The sequence below is a fragment of the Noviherbaspirillum sp. genome, assembly GCF_035254685.1.
Taxonomy (GTDB): Bacteria; Pseudomonadota; Gammaproteobacteria; order Burkholderiales; family Burkholderiaceae_D; genus Noviherbaspirillum.
Genome location: NZ_DATFAI010000041.1, coordinates 1 through 14,812, shown reverse-complemented (window position 1 = coordinate 14,812; position 14,812 = coordinate 1). Strand labels below are relative to the sequence as shown.

Below are 14,812 nucleotides of genomic sequence, written 5' to 3'. Positions count from 1 at the left end.
CGCCCGACGACAATCCTTTGCATCATCCGCCAACGGGAAGCATCCCGCATAAACCAGAAAAATCATGATCGGCATCCTTCTCCTGACCCACGCACCGCTCGGCAACGCCTTCATCGAGGCGGCAACCCATGTCTTTCGCGCGCGGCCGGAAAGGATGGAAGCGATCGACGTGCGCGCCGACCAGGACCCTGCCGAAGTCAACCGGCTTGCGGTGGAAGTGATCAAGCGCATCGACGATGGCTCCGGCGTTCTCGTCATCACCGACGTCATGGGCGGCACGCCTTCCAATTGCACGCTGCGTCTGTGCAGCCCGGGGCACGTCGAAGTGATTGCCGGTATCAGCCTGCCGATGCTGCTGCGCGCGCTGACCTACCGCAACGACACGCTCGATATCGTCGTGGAAATGGCGCTGGCCGGCGGACAGAGCGGGGCGGTCAGGGTGGATAACCGGGTTCGGGTTTCATAAGAAAAGAAGATCGGCGGGAAATGATTCAACAGGAAATCGAAATCATCAACAAGCTCGGCCTGCATGCGCGTGCCTCGGCCAAGCTGACACAGCTCGCGGCAAAGTATCAGAGCGAAGTCTGGCTGACGCGCAATGCGCGGCGCGTGAATGCCAAGTCGATCATGGGCGTCATGATGCTGGCAGCCGGCAAGGGGACGACCGTCCTGCTGGAGGCCGAAGGCGCCGACGAGAAGGCGTGCTTTGACGCGCTCGTCGAGCTGATCCAGAATAAATTTGGCGAAGGCGAGTAAAGAACGCGATGGCTTCTTTTACGCTTCATGGGATTCCGGTGTCACGCGGCATTGCAATCGGCCGCGCGCACCTGCTCACCCCTGCAGCACTCGAGGTCAGGCATTACATCATTCCGCAGGAACAGGTCGAGGCGGAAGTGCAGCGCCTGCAAAAGGCCATCGCCACCGTGCACAGGGAACTGCAGGCCATCTGGAACGACCTGCCGAAGGATTCGCCGGCTGAGCTTGGCGCCTTCATCGACGTGCATGCGCTGATCCTGTCGGACCCGATGATTGCCGAAGTGCCGCTCGAGATCATTCGTACCCGGCATTACAACGCCGAATGGGCGCTGGTCAGCCAGATCGACGAGCTGTCCGCGCAGTTCGACGAGATCGAGGATGCCTACCTGCGCGAGCGCAAGGCTGACATCCTTCAGGTCGGCGAGCGCGTGCTGAAAGTGCTGACGGGCACCTCCCATACGCTTCCTGCCGGCGATGGCTCGGACGAACCGGCCGGGCGCATGATCGTCGTCGCGCACGACATCTCGCCGGCCGATATGCTGCAGTTCAAGAACCGTGCCTTCGGCGGCTTCGTGACCGATCTCGGCGGGCAGAACTCCCATTCTGCGATCGTCGCGCGCAGCCTCGACATTCCCGCGGCGGTGGGCATGTACAACGCGTCAGCCCTGATCCAGCAGGACGACTGGGTCATCATCGACGGCGATGCCGGCGTGGTGATCGTCGATCCGACGCCGGAAGTGATGGACCAGTACCGCGAGCGTCAGGCGCGGCTGATCCGCGACCGCAAGAAGCTCAGCAAGCTCAAGAAAACGCCCGCCGTCACGAAGGATGGCATCGAGGTTTCGCTGCTGGCGAATATCGAATTGCCCGACGATTGCCCCGCCGCGCTCGACGCCGGCGCGATGGGCGTCGGCCTATTCCGCTCCGAATACCTGTTCATGGGGCGCGTCGGCCTGCTCCACAAGCTGCCTTCGGAAGACGAGCAGTTCGAGTCCTATCGCCAAGCCGTGGTCGCGATGAAGGGCAAGCCGGTCACCATCCGCACGCTCGACATCGGCGCCGATAAGCCGCTCGATGCGGCCGAGCAGACCTCCCTCAATCCGGCGCTTGGCCTGCGCGCGATCCGCTTTTGCCTGACCGAGCCACAGATGTTCCTGGCGCAGTTGCGCGCGATCCTGCGCGCCTCGGCCTACGGGCCGGTCAAGCTCCTGATCCCGATGCTCGCACACGCCTTCGAGATCGACCAGACACTGGCGATGATCGAGCAGGCCAAGTCGCAACTGCGCGAGTCCAACAGGAAGTTCGATCCGCAGATCCCGGTGGGCGCGATGATCGAAATCCCGGCCGCCGCGCTGACTCTGCCGATGTTCGTCAAGCGCATGGATTTTCTGTCCATCGGCACCAATGACCTGATCCAGTACACGCTGGCGATCGACCGCGCCGACCATGAGGTCGCGCATCTGTACAACCCGCTGCATCCGGCGGTGCTCTACCTGCTGTCGACCACCATCGCGATCGGTTCCAAGGCAGGTGTCCCGGTGTCGGTATGCGGTGAAATGGCGGGCGATACCCGGCTGACGCGCCTGCTGCTGGGCATGGGGCTGCGCGAATTCTCCATGCATCCGTCGCAGATACTCGCCGTCAAGCAGGAGATCCTGAATACCGACCTGTCGGCCATCGTCCCGCGCACGAAGAAGATCCTGCGCTCGATGGAGCCGAACGACATCGTCGAGGCGGTCGAGCAGTTGCGCACGCTGTGATCGGACGCGATGGCTGTTTGACAAGCGGGTTTGACGGCGGCAACCGACTTGGTTATTCTTATGCAATGCGCCGATTTGATAATCAGCTTGCGGGCGCGTAATAAATACGGCTAAAGCGTGCTTGCAATTCAAGCCTGAACTTAGCCCGATAAGCTGACCGCTTCTCGGGCTTTTTTGTTTTCTGCACATTTATCTGCACCTTCGGGATCGTCATGTCATCCTTGGGAATCGTTTCGCCGCAGTCGATGCACTTTTCCGAGCCCCTGCCACTGAGCAGCGGCGCGTCGCTGGCGGACTACACGCTCGTCTATGAAACCTACGGCAAGCTCAATGCCGACCGCTCCAACGCGGTGCTGGTCTGCCACGCACTGAACGCCTCGCACCATGTCGCCGGCATGTACGAAGGCGCGGACGGCAGCAAGAGTGTCGGCTGGTGGGACAACATGGTTGGGCCGGGCAAGCCCGTCGATACCGACCGCTTCTTCGTCATCGGCGTCAACAATCCCGGTTCCTGCTTCGGATCGACCGGACCGATGCACACCAATCCGGCCACCGGCAAGCCCTATGGCGCGGACTTTCCGGTCGTGACCGTGGAAGACTGGGTGCGCGCCCAGGCGCGACTCGCGGATGCGCTTGGCATCGAACAGTTCGCTGCCGTCATGGGCGGCTCGCTCGGAGGCATGCAGGCGCTGTCCTGGAGCATCATCTATCCCGAGCGCGTGCGTCATGCCATCGTGATCGCTTCCACGCCGAAGCTCACCGCGCAGAACATCGCGTTCAACGACGTCGCGCGCCAGTCCATCCTGACCGATCCCGATTACCACGGCGGCCATTTTTACGAGCACGGCGTGGTGCCCAAGCGCGGCCTGCGTGTGGCGCGCATGGTCGGGCACATCACCTACCTGTCCGACGACAGCATGGCGGAAAAATTCGGCCGCGACCTGCGCAACGGCACGTACCAGTTCGGCTATGGCATTGATTTCGAGATTGAATCCTACCTGCGCTACCAGGGTGACAAGTTTTCCGAGTACTTCGATGCCAACACCTACCTGCTGATCACCAAGGCGCTCGATTACTTTGATCCGGCGCGCGAGTACGGCAACGACCTGACCAAGGCGCTCGCCAGGACGGAGGCGCAGTTCCTGCTGGTGTCCTTCACCACCGACTGGCGCTTCTCGCCCGAGCGCAGCCGCGAAATCGTGCAGGCGCTGGTCAACAACAAGCGCCGCGTGAGCTACGCCGAAATCGCCGCGCCACACGGGCATGATGCCTTTTTGCTGGAGGACCCGCGTTACATGAATGTGGTGAAAGCCTATTACGACCGCATCTGGCACGACATCAGCAAGGAGGTGCGCAAATGAATTTCCGTGAACTGATCGCCCTGCGGCCCGACCTCGCCTTCATCGCGCACTGGGTCGCGCCGGCATCGCATCTGCTCGACCTCGGCTGCGGCGACGGCGTGATGCTCGACTATTTGCAGACCGATAAACAATGCCTCGGCTACGGTGTGGAGATCGATGATCGCAAGATCCCGACCTGCATCAGCCGCGGCGTTTCTGTCATCCAGCAGGACCTGGAGGCGGGACTGGCGATATTCGCCGACGATGCCTTCGACACCGTGCTGTGCCTGTCCGCGCTGCAGATGATGAAGAACGTCGAGGGCGTCCTGCGCGACATCGCGCGTGTCGGGCGCGAGGCCATCGTCTCCTTCCCGAACTTTGCCTACTGGCCGCACCGTTTTGCGCTGCTGCGCGGGCGCATGCCTGTATCGAAGTCGCTGCCGTATGAATGGTATGACACGCCCAACGTGCGTTGCGCGACGATCAAGGATTTTGAGGAACTTGCCAACCGGGTGGGACTCGAAGTGCTCGAATGCGTCGCGTTGCACGACGGCAAGCCCGTTTCCTTCCTCCCAAACTGGCGTGGCAGTCTGGCCGTGTTCCGCTTTCGAAAACGATAACCTGGCAGGTCGTTCAGACGTTAATGGGGCATCCTGGACATTGTTTATGTCCACGAAAAACACGAAAAACACGGAAAGATTCTTGAATTTTTTGTTTTTTCTGGGGCACGCCGAGTGCTTTTTGTGGGCATCTATGATGTGTCTGCATTGAGCAGAAACTTGTGTCCACAAAATACGCAAAAAAATGGAGATGTTTTCCGTGTTTTTCGTGTTTTCCGTGGACACCGATCGGGTTCTTGCCGCACCGTTAAAATTCGTCTGCACGGACCTCATGACACCTACCACCACGCGAGCACGACATGACCCTGGCAGCGCCATCCGCTACCGAACCCACTCCTGAACCCGAAGTCAAGGCCAAGCCGGGCTGGCGTCATTACTTCAGTCGCCAGATGCTGATCTGCGTCTCGCTCGGTTTCTCCTCGGGCCTGCCGCTGTTCATCCTGTACAACCTGTTGTCAGCCTGGCTGAAGTCGGAAAACGTGGACCTGAAAGCCATCGGCCTGTTCGCGCTGGTCGGCTTCCCCTACACCTGGAAGTTCGCCTGGTCGCCGCTGATGGACCGCTTCCATATCCCGCTGCTGGGGCGGCGGCGCGGCTGGATGCTGGTCACGCAGATCGCGCTATTGGTCGCGGTTGCGGCCCTGGGCCAGTTTTCCCCGAAGACCGACCTGACAGCCATCGTGTTCCTGTGCGGCGCGGTCGCCTTCCTGTCGGCCAGCCAGGACATCGTGATCGATGCCTACCGGCGTGAACTGCTGACCGATGAACAACAGGGTTCGGGCACCGCGCTCTTCGTCAATGCCTACAAGCTCTCCACACTGGTGCCAGGTGCGCTCTCGCTGATCCTGTCCGACCTCATGAGCTGGCAGTCGGTGTTCATCATCACTGCGCTGTTCATGCTGCCTGGCATTGTCACAACGCTCATCATCGCCGAACCGAAAATCTACGGCCAGCCGCCGAAGAACCTGCGCGAAGCGGTGGCGCTTCCGTTCAAGGAATTCATCCATCGCAGCGGCTGGTCACATGCACTGCTGGTGCTGGCCTTCATCTTCCTCTACAAGCTCGGCGATTCGATGGCGACCGCGCTGGCTACGCCGTTCTATATCGACCTCGGCTTCACCCGCACCCAGATCGGACTGGTGGCCAAGAACGCCGGCCTGTGGGCCAGCCTGTCCGGCGGCATTCTTGGGGCGATCTGGCTGGAGAAGACCGGCATCAACCGCGGCCTGTGGATTTTCGGCGTGCTGCAGGCGCTGGCCATCCTCGGTTTCGCAGCCCTCGCGCAGACCGGCGTCAGCACCGGCGAGCATGCGACCCTGATGCTCGGCGCCGTGATCGGCCTCGAAGCCTTCGCGGTCGGACTGGGCACGGCCGCCTTCACGGCCTATATCGCCACCACCACCGATCCGCGCTACACTGCGACCCAATTTGCCTTGTTTACCAGCCTGGCGGCCGTGCCGCGTACCTTCTTCAACGCGGCAACGGGGTACATCGTGGCGCAGACCGGCTGGTTCACATTCTTTCTTGTATGCTTTGCGCTGGCGTTGCCGGGCATGATGATGCTGCCGAAGATCGCCCCCTGGAATGGCGACAAGAAGTAGCAGCCCGGCGAACACCGTTCTTGTGGAGGGACCCATGAATCGACTGCTGCTTGCTCCGTTCTTCATTGCTGCCTGCTTTTTCGGCATGCACCCGGCTCATGCGCAGGACCGTGTGAACGAGGCCGACGGTGGCGTGAAGGTAGGCAAGCCGTCCGCCCTGCGCAAGCTCGTGCCGGAAGACCAGGTCGAGGCAAGCGCGCTCCAGCAATACACCGAGGTCAAGCAGCAGGCGAATCGCAAGGGAGCGCTCGTGCCAGCCAGCGATCCGCAGGTCGCCCGCCTGCGTGCGATTGCCAGGAACATCATTCCCCATACCACACGCTGGAATGAACGCGCGACGCAATGGCAGTGGGAAGTGAACTTGATCGCCTCCAGCGAGGTGAACGCTTTTTGCATGCCCGGCGGGAAAATCGCGTTCTACACCGGCCTGCTGGATACGCTCAAACTCACCGATGACGAAGTCGCCATCGTGATGGGCCATGAGATCGCCCATGCCCTGCGCGAGCATGGACGCGAGCGTATGGCCAAGGGCACGTTGCTCAACCTGGGAACCGCACTGGGTTCCGCCCTGCTCGGCCTGAAGGATACGGGCCAGATGCTGGCGGGGCAGGGTGCGAAACTCGTCATGCTGAAGTTTTCGCGCAGCGATGAAACCGAAGCGGACCTGGTCGGACTGGATATCGCCGCGCGCGCCGGCTACGATCCGCGCGCCGGCATCGCGCTGTGGCAGAAGATGGGCATGGTCAGCAAGAACGCACCGCCGCAATGGCTCTCCACCCATCCGGCCGGCGGCAGCCGCATCGCGGACATGCAGCAGCATCTGCCCGAGGTGATGCCGCTATATGCAAATGCCAAGGGAACAACGGTTGATGCCTTGCCACCCTATCGGAGCAACGCCAAGGGAATCGCGTCTATCCGCTGATGAAGGAGGATGCGCCGTCGTACTCTACGACGAGCGGCGCATGGTCGGAAAAGCGCTCGTCCTTGTAGATTGACGCCCCGCTTGCTTTGGCCGCGATGCCCGGCGTGGAGACGTGGTAATCGATGCGCCACCCGACATTGTTCGCCCACGCCTGTCCGCGATTGCTCCACCAAGTGTACGCTTCGCCGGTCGTCTCCGGATGCAACCGACGGTACACATCGACCCAGCCCACCTGGCTGAACACCTGTGTCATCCACGCGCGCTCTTCCGGCAGGAAGCCGCTGTTCTTCTGGTTCGATTTCCAGTTCTTCAGGTCGATTTCCTTGTGCGCGATGTTCCAGTCGCCACAGATGACGACTTCGCGGCCGGATCCGATCAGCTGTTCCATGTGCGGCAGGAACACGTCCATGAAGCGGAACTTCGCCTGCTGGCGTTCCTCGCTGGAGGAGCCGGAAGGGCAGTAGAGCGAGATCACGCTGAGTTTGCCGAAATCGCACTGCACATAACGGCCCTCGGCATCGAACTCGTCATTGCCGAAACCCACCTGCACCGCATCCGGTTCGAATGTCGAATAGACGCCGACGCCGGAGTAGCCCTTCTTTTCCGCGTAATGGAAATGGCCATGGTAGCCGTGCGGGCGGAGGAATTCCGGCGTCATGTCGGCGGCCTGCGCCTTCAGTTCCTGCACGCAGACGATGTGCGGGGACTGTTTGGCCATCCAGTCGAAAAACCCCTTTTTGGCTGCGGAGCGAATGCCATTGAGGTTGGCGGATACGATCTTGATCATGCGTTCACCAGGAAAAAACGAGCGGCTAGCATAACCGAAATTTGCGGCGCCGATCGGGCCATGCGAAAGGCATATCCCATTACAATGCCTGTTTGGCCGGCCGCTGTGCCGGCATTGTCAATCTATACATTTCGAGGGCATCTTGAGCAAGCTACGTCAGGAATTCATCGCGTTTTCCGTCTCCGCGGGTGTGCTGCGCTTCGGCGAGTTCATCACCAAGGCGGGCCGCACGTCACCCTATTTTTTCAATGCCGGGCTGTTCAGCGATGGCGCCAACCTGGGCAAGCTGGCCGAGTTCTATGCGCAGACGCTGCTCGATTCCGGCATCGAATTCGACATGCTGTTCGGACCGGCCTACAAGGGCATCACCCTCGCCTCGGCCACCGCCGTCGAATTGGCGCGCAAGGGCCGCAATGTCCCGTTTGCCTTCAACCGCAAGGAAGCCAAGGACCACGGCGAGGGCGGCACCATGGTGGGCGCCAAATTGCAGGGCAGGGTGGTCATCATTGATGACGTGATCTCCGCCGGCACCTCGGTGCGCGAATCAGTGGACATGATCCGCGCCGCGGGCGCCACTCCCTGCGCCGTCCTGATCGCGCTCGATCGCATGGAACGCTCGGGCAAGGACGGCGCGCTGTCCGAACATTCTGCGGTACAGGAAGTGACGAAAACCTATGGCATGCCGGTGATTTCTATTGGCAATCTGGATGATTTGCTGGAATATATTTCGAAGGCGGACGCCGGCCAGGAGCTTGCCAGCTACAAGGATGCGGTCGCCGCCTATCGAAGCCGCTATGGCGTGATGTAGTTCCGTCGTGTAGCTCGTACCTGCATTCGGGAGGAGGTGCGATGAAGAGTTCATCGAAAATTGCCGGAGCCCTGGCACTGCTTGTCATCCCGTGGATGGCATCGGCGCAGATTTATCAATGCAAGGATGCTTCCGGACGCACCCTCACCTCCGACCGGCCCATTGCCGAATGCGCCGATCGCGTCATGCGCGAGCTCGATTCGAAAGGCCTGGTGCGGCGTGAGATCCTGCCACCGCCGATTGCCGAACAGAAGCAGCAATTGCGTGCGCAGGAAGCGCAGCGCAAGGCAGACGAGGCGGCGGCCGAGGAGCAGCGCCGCAACGACATGGCCATACGCGCCCGCTACCGCAGCGAATCGGATGTCGAACTCGCCCGCAAGCGGGCAATCGAGCCGGTCGAGGAGCAGATCAAGCGCGAGAAGCTGTTGCTCGCCAACGCCGAGAAGCATCAGCAATTGGCCCGGTCCGAAGTGGATACGACCAGGAAAAAGAATGCGACGGTGCCGACCGTCATGCAGCGCAAGCTGGATGACGCTGAACAGGCCGTCAGTACATCAAGGAAGCTGCTGCTCGACCGGGAGGCGGAGGTCGTGCAGATCAATGCGAAGTTCGATGCGACGCTGAAGCGCTACCGCGAACTGGTAGGCGAGGTCGCTGCAAAATAGGCGACCGCTGTAATCAGGTGTGGCCGGCGAGGTGTAGCCGGCGAGGTGCGGCCGGCTTGCACGCCGGTCGCCCTGGAAATGACGTAGCCTTATCCCGCCAGCTTCTTCTTCAGCAATTCCGTCAACTGCGCCGGATTCGCCTTGCCTTTGGTTGCCTTCATCGCCTGGCCGATGATCGCATTGAAGGCTTTCTCCTTGCCGGAACGGTATTCCTCGACCGATTTCGCATTCGCTGCCAGCACTTCGTCCACGATCTTCTCCAGTGCCCCGCTGTCGGAAATCTGTTTCAGGCCCTTGGCTTCGATGATGTCGTCGGCAAGCGTCGCCTTGTCGGACGGTGCTTCCCACATCGCGCCGAACACTTCCTTGGCAATCTTGTTCGAGATGGTGCCATCGGCAATCCGCTGCAGCAGCACGGCGAGCTGTTCGGCCTTGACCGGCGCGTTCGCGATATCGACGCCTTCGCGGTTCAGCGTCGACGACACGTCACCCATCAGCCAGTTGGCCGCCGGCTTGGCCTGCTCCTTGCCGGCCTTCGCGACCACGGCTTCGAAATACGCGGCCATCGCCTTGGATTGCGTCAGGACCGCCGCGTCGTATTCCGGCAGGCCGTAATCCTTCGCGAAGCGCTCCCGCATCGCGCCTGGCAGTTCCGGCATCGACGCCTTCACGCGCTCGATCCACTCCTGCGCGATCACGAGCGGCGGCAGGTCGGGGTCGGGGAAGTAGCGGTAATCCGCCGCCTCTTCCTTGCTGCGCATGGAGCGCGTTTCCTTGCGATCCGGGTCGTAAAGGCGGGTTTCCTGCACCACCGTGCCACCGTCCTCGATCAGCTCGATCTGGCGTCGCACTTCGAAATTGATGGCGTCTTCCAGGAAGCGGAAGGAGTTCAGGTTCTTGATTTCGCAGCGCGTGCCGTATTCGTTCTGGCCCATCGGCCGCACCGAGACGTTGGCGTCGCAGCGGAAGGAGCCTTCCTGCATGTTGCCGTCACAGATGCCGAGCCACACCACCAGCGAATGCAGCGCCTTCGCGTAGGCCACTGCTTCAGCGGCGCTGCGCATGTCCGGCTCCGTGACGATCTCCAGCAGCGGCGTGCCGGCACGGTTGAGGTCGATGCCGGTCATGCCGTGGTAATCCTCGTGCAGCGACTTGCCGGCATCTTCTTCCAGGTGGGCACGGGTCAGGTGCACGGTCTTCATTTCCGTCTTGCCATCCTTTTCCAGGACGAAGGAAAGCGTACCGCCTTGCACTACCGGGATCTCGTACTGGCTGATCTGATAACCCTTGGGCAGGTCGGGGTAGAAATAATTCTTGCGCGCGAAGACCGAGCGCGGCGCGACGGTTGCGCCGACTGCGACGCCGAACTGGATGGCGCGTTCCACTGCGCCCTTGTTCATGACGGGCAGCACGCCGGGCAGCGCCAGGTCGACCGGGCAGGCCTGCGTGTTAGGCTCGGCGCCGAAACGGGTCGCTGCGCCGCTGAAAATTTTCGATTGGGTCGAGAGTTGTGCGTGTGTCTCGAAACCGATTACGACTTCCCACTGCATAGTAGTGTCCTCACTTATTCTTCATAACGGCACTTGCCGGTCTTCAAATCCACCGATAGTGCCGTGAAATTGCTGCGTGAACCGCACAGGGCCGGGCAGCTCGGCTTCACAGCCAGGGTGTCGCCTTCGCGCTCCAGCCGGATCGTGCAATTCATCCTGCGGTCGAACGTGTAGCCGCGCCGCTCGCGCGCTGCGTGGGCATCAGCCAACGAAATGCGCCATGTCGTCCTTTCCTGCTCGGCCCTGACTTCGGCGAGCAGGCCGTCGCCCTGGTCGATGCTGCAGTCAAAGCCATGCGTGGTGCGGAACAGCGACGATTCCCAGGAAAAGGCTTCGATACGGTTGCCGTCCAGGCGGAACCGGGCAGTGTCTGCGTAAGTCACCTTTTCGCCATCTTCGTCGCGCGCCGCACTGCAGGAAAAACGCGCATCCAGCTTTTGCGCGGCCGCGCTGCCGGCCAGGCAGAGCAGCATCAGCATGACGGCGCGGCGCGGCATCGTCACACCCCTTCCGGCTTGCGCTGGTGCCAGTCCGTCACGCGCTGGTACTGGTGCGCGACGTTCAACAGGCGAGCTTCGTTGAAATAATTGCCGATGATCTGCAGGCCGACTGGGCGCTTCGCATTTTTGTCGCCCTGACCGAATCCGCAGGGAATCGACATGCCCGGCAAGCCTGCAAGGCTGGTCGACAGCGTGAAGATGTCGGCAAGGTAGTTCGCGACGGGATCGTCCGCCTTGTCGCCGATATCCCAGGCGACGGTCGGCGATACCGGTCCCATGATCACGTCGCATTGCTTGAAGGCGTCCTGGAAGTCCTGCGCGATCAGACGGCGGATCTTCTGCGCCTGCAGGTAGTAGGCATCGTAATAGCCGTGCGACAGCACATAGGTGCCGACCAGGATGCGGCGCTTCACTTCTTCGCCGAAGCCCTCCGCGCGGGACTTGCGGTACATGTCGGCGAGGTCCTTGTAATCCTGCGCGCGATGGCCGTAGCGCACGCCGTCGAAGCGCGACAGGTTGGACGATGCTTCCGCCGGCGCGATCACGTAGTACACCGGGATCGACAGCTCTGTTTTTGGCAATGAAATATCGACCAGCGTCGCGCCCAGCTTTTCATATTCGCGCAATGCCGCGCGCACCGCCTGTTCGACGTCGCTCGCCAGCCCTTTGCCGAAATATTCACGCGGGATGCCGATTTTCAGCCCCTGCAGGCTCTTGTCGAGGTCGCGAGTGAAATCTTCTGTCGGGCGTTCCAGGCTGGTCGAGTCCCGTGGATCGAAACCGGCCATGGCGTTCAGGAGCATGCCGCAGTCCTCGGCAGTCCGCGCCATCGGGCCGCCCTGGTCGAGCGAGGAGGCGAAGGCGATCATGCCGAAGCGCGAGACACGGCCATAGGTCGGCTTGATGCCGGTGATGCCGCACAGCGATGCCGGCTGGCGGATGGAGCCGCCGGTGTCGGTTGCGGTGGCGGCCGGGGCAAGGCGCGCTGCGATTGCTGCCGCTGATCCGCCGGAGGAGCCGCCAGGGATGGCAGCCTTGTCCCATGGGTTCTTCACGGTGCCGAAGTGCGAGTTCTCGTTGGAAGAACCCATGGCAAATTCGTCACAATTCAATTTTCCGAGTGTCACAGTACCTGCCGTACGGAACTGTTCGACGACAGTTGCATCGAAGGGGCTGATGTAATTCGCCAACATTTTCGAACCGGCGGTCGAACGCCAGCCGCGCGTAACGAAAATGTCCTTGTGCGCGATCGGAATTCCGGTCAGCGGCGTGGTGTCATTCCTGGCAATGCGCGCATCGGCTTCGGATGCCTGCTGCAGGGTCAATGCCTCGTCCACATGGACGAAGGCGTTGAGGTCGCTTTGCCTGATGCGTTCGAGGAACAGCTTGGCCAGCTCGGTCGCGGATATCTGCCTGGCATGCAGGGATGCGGAAAGTTCTTTGAGGGTCTTGGTATGCATAGGATGGGTGACCGCGTGGACGCTTTGTCCGGCGTGCTGACGGAAAGGGGTTATTCGATGACTTTCGGAACCAGGTACAAACCGTCCTGGGTTTCCGGGGCGACCTGTTGGTACTCGTCGCGGCGATTCGGCTCGGTCACCGCGTCATCGCGCAGGCGCAGGGCAACATCGTCCTGGTAGGCGGCGATCGGATGATTCAGGGGTTCCACGTTGCTGGTGTCGACAGCGCGCATCTGTTCAACAAGGGCAAAAATACCGTTGAGCTTGTCCAGGGTCTTGCCGGCCTGATCTTCGTTCAGGTCGAGCTGTGCCAGGCGGGCAAGGCGTTTAACATCGGTGAGGTCGAGTGACATGATAGGGTAGTTTGGGCAGCTGTTGACGGTTTGTATTTTTAAAAAGCAAAGGGTGTTTTAGTTCTGGCAAAAACTTGTCGAAACGCTTGAAACGCCTTGTATTTACGCCGCATTTTTGAAGTTGCCGTCGACTAATTTCAGCTAAATTATAAGGTAGAATGTCGGGTTAATACCTCGCTGGCGCCGAAGCGTTTGAGCCGCCGCAGGAAGGCCGGTTTTAACCTCTAATGTTTAAGCGCGCCACATTGCGCATCAGGACAATACATGTTTGGATTTTTACGCAGTTATTTTTCTAACGACCTGGCCATTGACCTGGGCACTGCCAATACGCTGATCTACGTGCGTAACATGGGCATCGTGCTGGACGAGCCGTCGGTTGTGGCGATTCGTCAGCAGGGCGGCCCGAACGGCAAGAAGACGATCCAGGCTGTCGGCAAGGAAGCCAAGCAGATGCTCGGTAAGGTGCCGGGCAACATCGAAGCGATCCGCCCGATGAAGGACGGCGTGATCGCCGACTTCACCGTCACCGAGCAGATGCTCAAGCAGTTCATCCGCATGGTGCACGACTCCAAACTGTTCAAGCCTTCCCCGCGCATCATCATTTGCGTGCCTTGCGGCTCGACGCAAGTCGAACGCCGCGCGATCCGCGAATCCGCCCTCGGCGCAGGTGCCTCGCAGGTCTACCTGATCGAAGAACCGATGGCCGCCGCGATCGGCGCCGGCCTGCCCGTCTCGGATGCGACCGGCTCGATGGTCGTCGACATCGGCGGCGGCACGACCGAAGTCGGCGTGATCTCGCTGGGCGGCATCGTGTACTCCGCCTCGGTGCGCGTGGGCGGCGACAAGTTCGACGAGGCGATCATCAACTACATCCGCCGCAACTACGGGATGCTGATCGGGGAGTCGACCGCCGAGCAGATCAAGAAGCAGATCGGCTCCGCCTTCCCCGGCAGCGAGGTGCGCGAGATGGAGGTGAAGGGACGCAACCTCGCCGAGGGCATCCCGCGCTCGTTCACCATCTCCTCCAACGAGATCCTGGAGGCGCTCACCGACCCGCTGAATTCCATCGTCTCCGCCGTGAAGAGCGCGCTCGAGCAGACGCCGCCCGAGCTGGGCGCCGACATCGCCGAGAAGGGCATGGTGCTCACCGGGGGCGGAGCGCTCCTGCGCGAGCTCGACCGCCTGCTCATGGAGGAAACGGGGCTGCCCGTGATCGTCGCCGACGACCCGCTCACCTGCGTCGTGCGGGGCTCGGGCCGCGCGCTGGAGGAAATGGACAAGCTTGGGACGGTCTTCACCAACGACTGAGGCGCCTTTCTTGGAGTCTGGCCTTCAGGCCATGAGCGAATCATCGGGGACAGGCCGATTTGCGTCGAATGATTCGCCGGCAAATCGTTAGCGCCCGTCCCCGATGATTCGCGAACCGCCTCCGTTCTTCCATCGCGGGCCTTCGCCGCTCGCGCGCCTCACGTTCTTCACGCTGGCCGCGATCGCGGTGATGATCGCCGACCACCGCTTCCACGCGCTCGAGACGGTGCGGCTGTCGCTCTCGGTCCTCGCCCATCCGCTGCAGGAACTGGCCGTGATGCCCGGCGAGGCCCTCGGGCGCGCCGCCGACTACTTCGCGAGCCAGGAGCGCCTGCTGCGCGAGAACCGCGAGCTGCGCGTGCGCCTGCTCGAGCAGTCGGCC

Annotated in this window: 15 protein-coding genes and 1 pseudogene; 11 read left to right on the top strand and 5 right to left on the bottom strand. The window is 61.5% G+C overall.

The window, feature by feature from the left end; genetic code table 11:
* Nucleotides 1-64: 64 nt before the first annotated feature.
* The 7 genes from VJ698_RS17705 to VJ698_RS17675 all read left to right on the top strand — a co-directional run bounded on the left by VJ698_RS17705 (nucleotide 65) and on the right by VJ698_RS17675 (nucleotide 6,999).
* Nucleotides 65-466 (top strand): PTS fructose transporter subunit IIA, encoded by a 402-nt coding sequence (locus VJ698_RS17705; RefSeq protein ID WP_324104117.1) that lies wholly within the window; start codon nucleotides 65-67, stop codon nucleotides 464-466.
* 20 nt (nucleotides 467-486) lie between these two features.
* A complete protein-coding gene (locus VJ698_RS17700; protein WP_324104116.1) occupies nucleotides 487-756 on the top strand; it encodes an HPr family phosphocarrier protein in 270 nt (89 codons plus the stop codon).
* An 8-nt stretch (nucleotides 757-764) separates the two neighbouring features.
* Nucleotides 765-2,516 carry a phosphoenolpyruvate--protein phosphotransferase gene (gene ptsP, locus VJ698_RS17695; protein WP_324104115.1) on the top strand — a complete coding sequence of 584 codons (1,752 nt, stop codon included), beginning with the start codon at nucleotides 765-767 and terminating at the stop codon, nucleotides 2,514-2,516.
* Nucleotides 2,517-2,728: 212 nt separating this feature from the next.
* A complete protein-coding gene (metX, locus tag VJ698_RS17690; RefSeq protein WP_324104114.1) occupies nucleotides 2,729-3,877 on the top strand; it encodes a homoserine O-succinyltransferase MetX in 1,149 nt (382 codons plus the stop codon).
* Nucleotides 3,874-4,476, top strand: a complete 603-nt coding sequence (gene metW, locus VJ698_RS17685; protein ID WP_324104113.1) for a methionine biosynthesis protein MetW — start codon at nucleotides 3,874-3,876, stop codon at nucleotides 4,474-4,476. Before metX ends, metW begins: the two co-directional genes overlap by 4 nt.
* 389 nt (nucleotides 4,477-4,865) lie before the next feature.
* Nucleotides 4,866-6,077 carry an AmpG family muropeptide MFS transporter gene (locus VJ698_RS17680; RefSeq protein WP_324104544.1) on the top strand — a complete coding sequence of 404 codons (1,212 nt, stop codon included), beginning with the start codon at nucleotides 4,866-4,868 and terminating at the stop codon, nucleotides 6,075-6,077.
* Nucleotides 6,078-6,111: 34 nt separating this feature from the next.
* The gene (locus tag VJ698_RS17675) at nucleotides 6,112-6,999 is read left to right on the top strand and encodes a M48 family metallopeptidase (protein ID WP_324104112.1); all 888 of its coding nucleotides are present in this window, start codon (nucleotides 6,112-6,114) and stop codon (nucleotides 6,997-6,999) included.
* Here the strand turns inward: VJ698_RS17675 and VJ698_RS17670 are convergent.
* Nucleotides 6,989-7,786, bottom strand: coding sequence for an exodeoxyribonuclease III (locus VJ698_RS17670; RefSeq protein WP_324104111.1), 798 nt, complete (start codon nucleotides 7,784-7,786; stop codon nucleotides 6,989-6,991). The genes VJ698_RS17675 and VJ698_RS17670 overlap by 11 nt on opposite strands.
* Nucleotides 7,787-7,928: 142 nt before the next feature.
* On the opposite strand from VJ698_RS17670, the gene pyrE reads away from it, so the two are divergent.
* Together pyrE and VJ698_RS17660 are read left to right on the top strand one after the other, a co-directional pair.
* Nucleotides 7,929-8,594: an orotate phosphoribosyltransferase gene (gene pyrE, locus VJ698_RS17665; RefSeq protein WP_324104110.1), complete on the top strand. Its 666-nt coding sequence runs from the start codon at nucleotides 7,929-7,931 to the stop codon at nucleotides 8,592-8,594.
* Nucleotides 8,595-8,635: 41 nt separating this feature from the next.
* Nucleotides 8,636-9,259, top strand: coding sequence for a DUF4124 domain-containing protein (locus tag VJ698_RS17660; protein WP_324104109.1), 624 nt, complete (start codon nucleotides 8,636-8,638; stop codon nucleotides 9,257-9,259).
* A gap of 89 nt (nucleotides 9,260-9,348) precedes the next feature.
* Here VJ698_RS17660 and gatB read toward each other — a convergent pair whose 3' ends face one another.
* The 4 genes from gatB to gatC are packed head-to-tail and all read right to left on the bottom strand — an operon-like array spanning nucleotide 9,349 to nucleotide 13,122.
* A complete protein-coding gene (gene gatB, locus VJ698_RS17655; protein WP_324104108.1) occupies nucleotides 9,349-10,809 on the bottom strand; it encodes an Asp-tRNA(Asn)/Glu-tRNA(Gln) amidotransferase subunit GatB in 1,461 nt (486 codons plus the stop codon).
* A gap of 14 nt (nucleotides 10,810-10,823) precedes the next feature.
* Entirely contained in the window at nucleotides 10,824-11,306 is a 483-nt protein-coding gene (locus VJ698_RS17650) for a hypothetical protein (RefSeq protein WP_324104543.1), read from the bottom strand.
* Between the two features lie 2 nt (nucleotides 11,307-11,308).
* Nucleotides 11,309-12,769, bottom strand: coding sequence for an Asp-tRNA(Asn)/Glu-tRNA(Gln) amidotransferase subunit GatA (gatA, locus tag VJ698_RS17645; RefSeq protein ID WP_324104107.1), 1,461 nt, complete (start codon nucleotides 12,767-12,769; stop codon nucleotides 11,309-11,311).
* Nucleotides 12,770-12,819: 50 nt separating this feature from the next.
* Complete coding sequence (gene gatC, locus VJ698_RS17640) at nucleotides 12,820-13,122, bottom strand: Asp-tRNA(Asn)/Glu-tRNA(Gln) amidotransferase subunit GatC (protein ID WP_324104106.1); 303 nt, start codon at nucleotides 13,120-13,122, stop codon at nucleotides 12,820-12,822.
* A 264-nt stretch (nucleotides 13,123-13,386) separates the two neighbouring features.
* Between gatC and VJ698_RS17635 the strand changes: the two genes are divergently transcribed.
* Both VJ698_RS17635 and VJ698_RS17630 read left to right on the top strand, forming a co-directional pair.
* On the top strand, nucleotides 13,387-14,430 hold the full coding sequence (locus VJ698_RS17635; protein ID WP_324104105.1) for a rod shape-determining protein: 1,044 nt from the start codon (nucleotides 13,387-13,389) through the stop codon (nucleotides 14,428-14,430).
* Between the two features lie 103 nt (nucleotides 14,431-14,533).
* Nucleotides 14,534-14,812 (top strand): annotated as a pseudogene (locus VJ698_RS17630) (rod shape-determining protein MreC); the annotation flags it as partial.

Bases quoted from the DNA above. Each gene is read 5' to 3' on its own strand.
- VJ698_RS17680 (WP_324104544.1), top strand. From the start codon at position 4,866: ATGCTGATCTGCGTCTCGCTCGGTTTCTCCTCGGGCCTGCCGCTGTTC.
- VJ698_RS17670 (WP_324104111.1), bottom strand. From the start codon at position 7,786: ATGATCAAGATCGTATCCGCCAACCTCAATGGCATTCGCTCCGCAGCC.
- metW (WP_324104113.1), top strand. From the start codon at position 3,874: ATGAATTTCCGTGAACTGATCGCCCTGCGGCCCGACCTCGCCTTCATC.
- VJ698_RS17650 (WP_324104543.1), bottom strand. From the start codon at position 11,306: ATGCCGCGCCGCGCCGTCATGCTGATGCTGCTCTGCCTGGCCGGCAGC.
- VJ698_RS17660 (WP_324104109.1), top strand. From the start codon at position 8,636: ATGAAGAGTTCATCGAAAATTGCCGGAGCCCTGGCACTGCTTGTCATC.
- gatA (WP_324104107.1), bottom strand. From the start codon at position 12,769: ATGCATACCAAGACCCTCAAAGAACTTTCCGCATCCCTGCATGCCAGG.
- ptsP (WP_324104115.1), top strand. From the start codon at position 765: ATGGCTTCTTTTACGCTTCATGGGATTCCGGTGTCACGCGGCATTGCA.
- gatB (WP_324104108.1), bottom strand. From the start codon at position 10,809: ATGCAGTGGGAAGTCGTAATCGGTTTCGAGACACACGCACAACTCTCG.
- metX (WP_324104114.1), top strand. From the start codon at position 2,729: ATGTCATCCTTGGGAATCGTTTCGCCGCAGTCGATGCACTTTTCCGAG.
- gatC (WP_324104106.1), bottom strand. From the start codon at position 13,122: ATGTCACTCGACCTCACCGATGTTAAACGCCTTGCCCGCCTGGCACAG.
- VJ698_RS17675 (WP_324104112.1), top strand. From the start codon at position 6,112: ATGAATCGACTGCTGCTTGCTCCGTTCTTCATTGCTGCCTGCTTTTTC.
- VJ698_RS17635 (WP_324104105.1), top strand. From the start codon at position 13,387: ATGTTTGGATTTTTACGCAGTTATTTTTCTAACGACCTGGCCATTGAC.
- VJ698_RS17700 (WP_324104116.1), top strand. From the start codon at position 487: ATGATTCAACAGGAAATCGAAATCATCAACAAGCTCGGCCTGCATGCG.
- VJ698_RS17705 (WP_324104117.1), top strand. From the start codon at position 65: ATGATCGGCATCCTTCTCCTGACCCACGCACCGCTCGGCAACGCCTTC.